The 8,556-nt window shown below is 70.4% G+C and carries 9 protein-coding genes; 3 read left to right on the top strand and 6 right to left on the bottom strand.

Annotated features, from left to right (window positions below; genetic code table 11):
* The first annotated feature begins 67 nt into the window (after positions 1-67).
* Complete coding sequence (locus MZTS_RS01415; RefSeq protein ID WP_425492729.1) at positions 68-748, top strand: HD-GYP domain-containing protein; 681 nt, start codon at positions 68-70, stop codon at positions 746-748.
* Positions 749-782: 34 nt separating this feature from the next.
* On the opposite strand, the gene speB is transcribed toward MZTS_RS01415, so the two are convergent.
* The gene (gene speB, locus MZTS_RS01410) at positions 783-1,814 is read right to left on the bottom strand and encodes an agmatinase (RefSeq protein WP_192280652.1); all 1,032 of its coding nucleotides are present in this window, start codon (positions 1,812-1,814) and stop codon (positions 783-785) included.
* Positions 1,815-2,114: 300 nt separating this feature from the next.
* On the opposite strand from speB, the gene MZTS_RS01405 reads away from it, so the two are divergent.
* Together MZTS_RS01405 and MZTS_RS01400 are read left to right on the top strand one after the other, a co-directional pair.
* Positions 2,115-3,119: a lipid II:glycine glycyltransferase FemX gene (locus tag MZTS_RS01405; RefSeq protein ID WP_192280649.1), complete on the top strand. Its 1,005-nt coding sequence runs from the start codon at positions 2,115-2,117 to the stop codon at positions 3,117-3,119.
* A 327-nt stretch (positions 3,120-3,446) separates the two neighbouring features.
* Positions 3,447-3,695 carry a hypothetical protein gene (locus MZTS_RS01400; protein WP_009865992.1) on the top strand — a complete coding sequence of 83 codons (249 nt, stop codon included), beginning with the start codon at positions 3,447-3,449 and terminating at the stop codon, positions 3,693-3,695.
* A gap of 103 nt (positions 3,696-3,798) precedes the next feature.
* Here MZTS_RS01400 and MZTS_RS01395 read toward each other — a convergent pair whose 3' ends face one another.
* The 5 genes from MZTS_RS01395 to MZTS_RS01375 form a co-directional block, all read right to left on the bottom strand.
* A complete protein-coding gene (locus MZTS_RS01395; protein ID WP_009865993.1) occupies positions 3,799-4,113 on the bottom strand; it encodes a hypothetical protein in 315 nt (104 codons plus the stop codon).
* Positions 4,114-4,293: 180 nt separating this feature from the next.
* A complete protein-coding gene (coaBC, locus tag MZTS_RS01390; RefSeq protein WP_192280646.1) occupies positions 4,294-5,574 on the bottom strand; it encodes a bifunctional phosphopantothenoylcysteine decarboxylase/phosphopantothenate--cysteine ligase CoaBC in 1,281 nt (426 codons plus the stop codon).
* Positions 5,575-5,628: 54 nt separating this feature from the next.
* A complete protein-coding gene (ubiB, locus tag MZTS_RS01385; RefSeq protein WP_192280643.1) occupies positions 5,629-7,191 on the bottom strand; it encodes a 2-polyprenylphenol 6-hydroxylase in 1,563 nt (520 codons plus the stop codon).
* A 26-nt stretch (positions 7,192-7,217) separates the two neighbouring features.
* Positions 7,218-7,997, bottom strand: a complete 780-nt coding sequence (gene ubiE / locus MZTS_RS01380; RefSeq protein ID WP_009865280.1) for a bifunctional demethylmenaquinone methyltransferase/2-methoxy-6-polyprenyl-1,4-benzoquinol methylase UbiE — start codon at positions 7,995-7,997, stop codon at positions 7,218-7,220.
* 128 nt (positions 7,998-8,125) lie between these two features.
* Positions 8,126-8,533 (bottom strand): dihydrofolate reductase, encoded by a 408-nt coding sequence (locus tag MZTS_RS01375; RefSeq protein WP_192280640.1) that lies wholly within the window; start codon positions 8,531-8,533, stop codon positions 8,126-8,128.
* Between the last annotated feature and the right edge of the window lie 23 nt (positions 8,534-8,556).

Genomic DNA, 8,556 nt, shown 5'->3' with positions numbered 1-8,556 from the left:
ACCGGCATCAGAGATTTCCGCCTGTCTCGGGGCCTGGGAGTTTTGAAAAAGAGACGGGCAGGCGCGGGTGGAGCGGGCGACCGCCGTCATCACCGACCTGTTCCAGGCCGCCGCCCGGGGCCGGCCCCCGAGCCCCGCCGAGGCCGAGGAGGGCACGCAGATCGTGCTCGACACGGTGTCCGAGGTCGGCATCCGCTCCTGGCTCGACCTCGTCTGGCGCCACGACCTTCAGGTGTACCAGCATTCCCTGAGCGTGGCGGGCTTCGCCGCCGCCTTCGCCGCCGAACTCGGCTTCTCCCGGAGCGACCGGCAGCGCCTCGCCAAAGCCGCGCTCCTGCACGATGTCGGCAAGGCCCTGATCCCGCACGCCATCCTCGACAAGCCGGGCCCCCTGACGCCCGAGGAGATGCGGGTGATGCGCACCCATGCGGCCCTCGGCGCGGATCTGCTGGCGAGGGAGGGCGCCTTCGCGCCCGATATCCTCGCGGTGGTGCGCTCCCACCATGAGCGCCTCGACGGGTCGGGCTATCCGGACGGCCTGAAGGGGGACGAGATCGGCGATCTCGTGCGGCTGGTGGCGATCTGCGACGTGCATTCGGCGCTGACCGAGCGCCGGGTCTACCGGCCCGGCCTCTCCGCCCGTGCGGCCCTGGAGATCATGGACGCCCAGGCCGGCCAGCTCGATCCCGACCTGTTGCGGGTCTATCGCCCGATCGTCGCGCGCGCCGGCTCCGCCCCGCCGGCCTGAGGTGGCTCCGATCCTTCCGGGACCGCTCTCCCGATCAAACCTCGCCCTCCCGCGCCGCGCGGTGCCGCGCGGCGACCCGCTCGGCCAGCAGGCACAGGATCTCGAAGGCGAGCCCCGCGCCGGCGAGCGCCGTGATCCCCGCCGGGTCGAGCGGGGGCGCGACCTCCACCAGATCCGCGCCGACGAGGTCGAGGCCGCGAAAGCCGCGCAGCAGGTGCAGGGCCTCCCGGGTGGTGAAGCCGCCGATCTCCGGCGTGCCGGTGCCGGGGGCGAAGGCAGGGTCGAGGGCGTCGATGTCGAAGCTGAGATAGGCCGGCGCCTCGCCCACCACCGCCCGGGCCTCGGCGGCCACCTCCGGCAGGCCGCGGGCGCAGACCTCCTCCATCTCGATGATCCGGATGCCCTGGCCCAGGGCCCAGGCCCGCTCGTCGGCCGCGTCCATGCTGCCGCGGATGCCGATCTGCACGCAGCGCCTCGGATCGAGGACGCCGGCTTCGACCGCCCGGCGGAACGGCGTGCCGTGGGTGAGGCGCGCGCCACCGTATTGCGCGTCGTCGGTGTCGCTGTGGGCGTCGATATGGATCAGGCCGAGGGGCCGGTCTGCGCCCAGCGCCCGCAGCACCGGGTAGGTGACGAAATGGTCGCCGCCGACCGAGAGCGGCACGATCCCGCCCTCGGCCAGCGGCCGGTAGAAGGCCTCGATCCGCCGGTCGGTCTCGGCGGCGTCCACGGGATTGACCGGCACGTCGCCGAGATCGGCGCAGGCGGCGAGATCGTAGGGCGCCACCCCCGTGGCATGGTTGAGCGCCCGCGTGCCGGTGGAAGCCTCGCGCACCGCCCGGGGGCCGAGACGGGCCCCCGGGCGGTTCGTGGTGGTGCCGTCGAAGGGGATGCCGATCAGGCCGATCTCGATCAGGCCGGGCGCCGCCCGGGGATCGATCACCGGAAGTCGCATGAAGCTCGAAAGCCCGGAGAAGCGCGGCGTCTCCATCCCCGAAGCCGGACGGAAGCGGGCCAGCCGCTCGGTCCGCGCGCCCGCCGTATCGTCCGCTCCGCCCTCGGTCATGACGATCCTTCCCGGTGCCGAGTGTCTCTCACAAAACGCCCGAGGATGCACCGCTTCCCCTCTGGCGGCGACGGTGCTGCGGGAATGTCGTGAGGCACGCCTGTTCGCTTCATCGCATCAAGCCGCCGGCGGCCTGCGCCCGCAAGCGTGTCCGCGTTGCCGGCGGGCGGGGCGGTGGACTCTACGGAGTGACGGCCGCGTCAGTCGGTATATGGGTGCGGATGGCATCGGGCGAGGGGCCGGGTCGCGCCCGGAACGGGAGCGGCCGTCGTTCCGGTGCAGACAGAGGGATCACAGTTCATGGCCACTGAGGTTGCCGTCGTCGATCGCTCGGATGCCGCGGATTGGGACGAGGCGGTCTGGCAGCAGCCGAACGCCAACATCTACGCGTCCCGGTTCTGGGGCAGCTACAAGGGCCGGCTCGGCTGGTCGGTCCGGCGAATCGCCCTGCGGGATTCCGGCGGAGACCTCGCCTATGTCCAGTATCAGGAGCGCAAACGCGGCTTCCTGCGCCGGATCTTCGTGCAGGGAGGCCCGATCCTGACGGCGCGGGGCCGGGCCAGGGCGGAGGCGGTGCTCGCCGCCTTCCTCGACCACCTCGCCCTGGGCCCCGCGGACGTTCTGGCGATCAAGCACTACCAGTTCCACGATGCCGAGGGAGTGTCGGCCCTGCTGGCGCACAACTTCCTGCCGGTGATCACCCGACAGGACCACACCATCGAGATCGACCTCTCCCGCGGCACCAAGGCGATCCTGGCCGACGCCAACTCGACCTGGCGGCAGACGATCCGGAAGGCGCAGGCCAATCCCGCCCTCACCAGCGTGGTCCCGACCGATCCGGAGGAGCGCCTGCGGGCCTTCGATGCCTTCGCGGGCCTGCATGCCGACCTGCAGCAGCGCAAGGGTTTCGCCGACGGTCTCGATACGGCGGTCTATCGCGACCTCGCCGTCGCCGACCCCCATCTTCTGATCCTGGAAATCCGAGAGGACGGCGCGCCGGTCACGGTGTGCCTGGCCCATACCGCCCGCCAGCGCTGGACCTATTTCTTCGCGGCCTCGAACGACCGGGCCCGGGCCACCGGCGCCGCGCCGTTCGCCCTGTGGCGAATCGTGGAGCATGCCTGCGAGCAGGGCGCCCGCGTGCTCGATCTCGGGGGTGTCGATCCGATCGACAACCGGGGCGTCTTCGACTTCAAGCGCGGCCTGTGCCGCAACATCGTCCAGGGCGGCCCGCTCTGGCTCTATGCCCGCCATCGCCGGATCCGCACCGGGGCCGCGACCCTCCTGACCCTGCGCAGCGGCTGACCGGCCGGCGGGCCGATGATGGGGGAGGGCGAGAGTCTGATCCCATCCTCCTCCCGAGGCACCGGCCGCCCGTCGTTCGGGACGATGCGCTGGAGCATTCTCCAGAGCGGAAGCGTCCGGGCTCCTATCGGATCGAGGCTCATGCCGGCCTGATCTTGCCTGCCGAAGGGTTCAGACAGGTGACGGGCGGCGGATCCGGTGCCGCTGTGGATCGCCGCTTTGGCGAAGCGTGGCCACGTGCTCCCGAACACAGCCAAGCTGGGGCGATCCGGTGTCAATCGCGACAGACGCCAACAAGACGTCGCACCGAAACCAGGAGATCGTCCCATGTCCCATCACGGCATTACCGCGATGACCATTGATCAGGCCATCGGCGCCCAGCCTGTTCTCCTTTCCGAAGACACTCTCGATCAGGTCAACGGCGGCGCCCGGCCGGCATTCGGAGACTTCGACGGCATGTTCAAGGACATCCAGCACGGCATCCGCAACGGCGCGACCCATGTGAGCTACCACCGGGAGAGCCAGACGGTCGGCGGCAAGACGAAGACGGTCACGCAGAGCAGCTTCCGCCGGTAAGCGAAAGCCGTCCTGAGCTTGGCCCTGTCGGCCCGCCCGGTTCGCCGCGGCGGGCTTGTTCGTCTCTGGCCGGATCGCTGCCGACCGGCCGCTCGGATTGTGCTTAGCCGCGCTGCTTCGAGCGCAGGCTGCCGGTGTCGCCCGAGCTGTTGGTCATCGGTCCGGCGAGACCGCTGGAATTCGTCTCCTCCCCACCCGTGCGGTTCCCGGTTTGGCGGGCGCCGACATGGTCGTGGTATTGCTCGGTCTGGACATGGCGGCTGTCGAGGCCGCGCTCGTCGGAATGGCGCGACTTGTCGCGGTTGCTCAGCACCTCGTTCTCGCCGAGCATCCCCTCGGGCAGCTCGGTCATGGCACCGGTGCCATCGCCCTTGCCCTGCGCTCCGGGGCCCATGCTGTGCCGGTCGGCTTTGGCCATGATGTCGCTCCTGTCGCGATGGATGACGTGGAGAGACGATCTGGGATTGGCGCCGGAAAGGGCAAGCGGAGCCGGGATAAAGTAAATACTCTTTCTGGTCGGAACTTTTCGCAGCAAGCCAGATGTCAGACCGGCTCTGTGTCTGATCCGGCGAATACGCTGTGATGCCGTGTGACGGGCTCAGCTTGATCTCTGTGCGAGCAGATCGGCGAAGCGCGCCACCAGCCGCCGCCCGACCTCTTCCTTGCCGAGCTTCGGCCAGGTCTCGACCCCGCCGTCCCGGGAGACGAGATGGACGCTGTTCTCGGTCCCGCCCATCACCCCGCCCTCCGCCGAGACGTCGTTGGCGACGATCAGGTCGCAGCCCTTGCGGGCGATCTTCTTCCGCGCGTTGTCGAGGACGGCGTCGGTCTCGGCGGCGAAGCCCACGACCAGGGGCGGGCGTCCGGTGCTGCGCCCGGCGATGGTGGCGAGGATGTCCGGGTTCTCGACGAGCTGCAGCGGCGCGGGGAGGCTGCCGTCCTTCTTGATCTTGCCCGGCCGCATCTCGGCCGGGCGCCAATCGCCGACCGCGGCGGCGAAGATCGCGAGGTCGGCGGGCAGGGCCGCCTCGACCGCCGCGAGCATCTCGCGGGCGCTCTCCACCCGCACCACCGTGACGCCGGGCGGATCCGGGATCGCCACCGGCCCCGAGACCAGGGTGACCCGGGCGCCGGCCTCGACCGCGGCGGCGGCGACCGCGTGACCCTGGCGGCCGGAGGAGCGGTTGGCGAGGTAGCGCACGGGGTCGATCGGCTCGTGGGTCGGCCCCGAGGTCACCAGCACGTGCCGTCCCGCCAGCGGCTTTTGTGCGGTTTCGCGTCCCGCCAGAAACCCGAAGCCGGGGCTCTCGGTGCGCTGCGCCAGGAGCGCTTCGAGGGCATCGGCGATCTCGTGCGGCTCGGCCAGCCGGCCGGGACCGAACTCGGCCTCGGCCATCGCGCCCTCGTTGGGGCCGACCACCGTGACGCCGTCGGCCTTCAGGGTGGCGACGTTCCGCTGCGTCGCCGGGTGCAGCCACATCCGCACATTCATCGCCGGGGCGATCAGGATCGGCAGTGTGGTGGCGAGCAGCACCGTCGCGGCGAGGTCCGGGGCGTGGCCGGTCGCCATCCGCGCGATCAGGTTGGCGGTGGCCGGCGCCACCACGATGGCGTCCGCATCCCGCGCCAGCTTGATATGGCCGATATCGGCCTCGGTCTCCCGGTCGAACAGGTCGGTATGGCTTCGCTCTCCCGCCAGCGCGGCGGCGGCCAGGGGCGTGACGAATTCCTGAGCGGATTCGGTCAGCAGCGGGCGCACCTGCGCGCCGCGCTCGCGCAGGCGCCGGATCAGGTCGAGCGCCTTGTAGGCGGCGATGCCGCCGCCCACGATCAAGAGGATGCGGCGGCCGGCGAGGGAGCCTGAAGCAGAGGGAGCCATGGCGTCACCACGGGGATTCGCGGGGCTCGCGTCAAGAGCGGGGAAAGGGCGTCCTCACCGGAAGGCCAGCGCCAGCGCCCCCACCGCGATCGCCCAGAGCGCCGCCGTCGTCCAGAAGGCGTGGCGCCGCTCCAGCTTGACCAGCCGTTCGATGGCCCTGGTATCGCGCGAGCCCTCCTCGTCGAGGCGGATCATGATGCGGCGGATGCGCTGGGCGATGTCGGGGATGTCGGAGACGACCTCCGACAGGGTCAGGGCCGCGCGCCCCGCCCCTTCCAGGCGACCGATGGGCCCGAGATGGCGGGTGATCCAGCTGCGCACCACCGGCTCGGCCCCGGTCCACATGTCGAGCTGCGGATCGAGCGAGCGGGCGACGCCCTCGACCACCACCATGGTCTTCTGCAGCATCACCAATTCGGTGCGGGTGCTCATGTCGAACAGGGCGGTCACGTCGAACAGGAGCGTGAGCACCTTGGCCATGGAGATCTCGTCGGCCCGGCGCTGGTGGATCGGCTCGCCGATCGCCCGGATCGCCTGGGCGAAATCCTCCACCGAGTGGTGGCGCGGCACGTAGCCCGCCTCGAAATGCACCTGCGCCACCCGGCGGTAATCGCGGGTGATGAAACCGAGCAGGATCTCGGCCAGGAACCGCCGCTCGGCATGTCCCAGCCGGCCCATGATGCCGAAATCGACCGCGACGAGCCGGCTCTGCGGATCGACGAACAGGTTCCCCGGATGCATGTCCGCGTGGAAGAACCCGTCGCGGATCGCCTGACGCAGGAAGGACTGGATCACCACCCGGCCGAGGGCCTTCGGATCGTGCCCGGCCGCGACGATGCCGGCGCGGTCGTTGAGGCGCACCCCGTCGATCCATTCGCTGGTCAGCACATCCCGCGCGGTCAGGCCCCATTCGGGCTTGGGTGTGCGGAAATCCTCGTCGCCCGCGGTGTTCTGCGCGAGTTCCGACATCGCCGCCGCTTCCAGGCGGAAATCCATCTCCATGGTGACGGAGCGGGCCAGGATCTCGACCACCTCCCGCGGGCGCAGGCGCTCGGCATCGGGCAGCAGCGCGTGGACGATGCGGGCCATGAACCGCATCGCCTGCAGATCCTTGGCGAAGCGCTCACGCACGCCGGGCCGCATCACCTTGACGGCGACGCTGCGCTGCGTGCCGTCGGCGTCGAGCACGGTCGCCTTGTGGACCTGGGCGATGGAGGCCGCCGCGATCGGCGCGCTGAAGGAGGAGAACAGGGCCGGCACCGGCTTGCCCAGCTCCTGCTCGACCACCTTCAGGGCGATCTCCTGCGGGAAGGGCGGAACCCGGTCCTGCAGCCGTTCGAGGTCGCGGGCGGCGGCCATGCCGACGATGTCGGGGCGGGTGGCCAGGAACTGGCCGAACTTGACGTAGGACGGCCCGAGCCGGGTCATCGCCCGCTCCAGCGGGCTGGCGCCGGGGGCCTCGGCGATGCCGCGCCGTTCCAGGGAGCGGCCGAGCTTCAGCGCGAGCCGCAGATGCGGCGGCAGCGGGGCCGGATCGATCAGCGCCAGCCCGCCCTCGCGGGCGAGCACGAAGCCGACATGGGCGCCGCGGGCGAGGTGGAAGACCGCGCCGAGCATTTATCGCGCTCCCTTCGCGGCGGAGATCAAGAAATCTTCCAGCCGGAATGGATCGCGACGATGCCGCCGGAGAGCCGGCGATGGCTGACATGGGCGAAGCCCGCCGCCTCGATCATCCGGGCGAAGCTGTCGGGGGAGGGGAACTTGCGGATCGACTCGACGAGGTACTGGTAGGATTCGCGGTCTCCCGCCACCCGCTCGCCGATGCGCGGGATCACGTGGAAAGAGTAGGCGTCGTAGATCTTTTCCAGAACCGGCAGGTCGACCCGCGAGAATTCGAGGCAGAGGAAGCGTCCGCCGGGCTTGAGCACCCGGTGGGCCTCGCGCAGGGCCAGGTCGATGCGCGGCACGTTCCGGATGCCGAAGGCGATGGTGTAGCTGTCGAAATGGCCGGAGGGCAGGGGCAGGGTCTCGGCATTGCCGGTGACGAAATCGATGCGGCCGTCGTACTTTTGCCCGGCCCGCTCGGCGCCGACCCGCAGCATCGCCTCGTTGATGTCGAGCACGGTGACGTGGGTCTCCGGCCCGCCCGCCGCGAGGGTGCGGAAGGCGATGTCGCCGGTGCCGCCGGCCACGTCGAGATGGCGGTAGGGCCGCGTCCGCGACGGGCGCAGCATCGAGATCAGGTGCGACTTCCAGGCCCGGTGCAGGCCGCCCGACATCAGGTCGTTCATCAGGTCGTAGCGGCGGGCGACCGAGCGGAACACCTCGTCCACCCTGCCCTGCTTCTCGGAGAGGCGCACGCGCTCGTAGCCGAAATCGGCCGTGGTCTCCGTCTCGGCGGTTCCGGTGTCCGTTCCGCTCATCCGATCACACCCTGCACTTCCGAGCCCATGCCGACGACGGGGTCCGGCCGAGCCTCATAGCGAATGCCGGCCGCCACCGCCATGCGGCAGCGAGGATGCGGTGTCGGGTGGACGCGCGTTTCGGGAAATCAGGTCCGCAGCGCCCCGCCGACCAGCCAGGCCGGATCGAACCAGCGGTCGGCCTCGCCGTCATAGGGCAGGCGGGTGATGTCCCAGTGCTGGATGTACTTGGCGTAGACGTTCCAGACCGCGATGCCGCCGCCGACGAAGATGCGCCGGCCGGGATAGCGCTTCAGCACCGCCTCCGGATCCTCGTGCGAGCGGATCACGTCGATGGTGCGGTCCTTGAACGCGAATTCCGGCACCGAGGCCACGGTTTTGGGGCCCGCGATCAGGACGTGGCCCATGGTCAGGGCGAAGAAGCGGGTCACGTCCTCGACGAAGACCGGATCGGTGTTGCCTTCCCAGGGGAGCTGCCCGTTGAGGCCGAGCTGGCCCCGCTGGCCGATGGCGCAGATGCAGCGGACGTCGATCATGGCAGAACCCTACAAGCCCAAGA

The organism is Methylorubrum zatmanii (assembly GCF_014845115.1).
GTDB lineage: Bacteria > Pseudomonadota > Alphaproteobacteria > Rhizobiales > Beijerinckiaceae > Methylobacterium > Methylobacterium zatmanii.
This window is presented reverse-complemented; position numbering and strand designations above follow the sequence as displayed.

What these genes read in the sequence shown, in the direction of transcription:
- ubiE (WP_009865280.1), bottom strand. Translation starts at nt 7,997, where the DNA reads ATGAGCGGAACGGACACCGGAACCGCCGAGACGGAGACCACGGCCGAT.
- MZTS_RS01395 (WP_009865993.1), bottom strand. Translation starts at nt 4,113, where the DNA reads ATGGCCAAAGCCGACCGGCACAGCATGGGCCCCGGAGCGCAGGGCAAG.
- MZTS_RS01405 (WP_192280649.1), top strand. Translation starts at nt 2,115, where the DNA reads ATGGCCACTGAGGTTGCCGTCGTCGATCGCTCGGATGCCGCGGATTGG.
- MZTS_RS01375 (WP_192280640.1), bottom strand. Translation starts at nt 8,533, where the DNA reads ATGATCGACGTCCGCTGCATCTGCGCCATCGGCCAGCGGGGCCAGCTC.
- ubiB (WP_192280643.1), bottom strand. Translation starts at nt 7,191, where the DNA reads ATGCTCGGCGCGGTCTTCCACCTCGCCCGCGGCGCCCATGTCGGCTTC.
- MZTS_RS01400 (WP_009865992.1), top strand. Translation starts at nt 3,447, where the DNA reads ATGTCCCATCACGGCATTACCGCGATGACCATTGATCAGGCCATCGGC.
- speB (WP_192280652.1), bottom strand. Translation starts at nt 1,814, where the DNA reads ATGACCGAGGGCGGAGCGGACGATACGGCGGGCGCGCGGACCGAGCGG.
- coaBC (WP_192280646.1), bottom strand. Translation starts at nt 5,574, where the DNA reads ATGGCTCCCTCTGCTTCAGGCTCCCTCGCCGGCCGCCGCATCCTCTTG.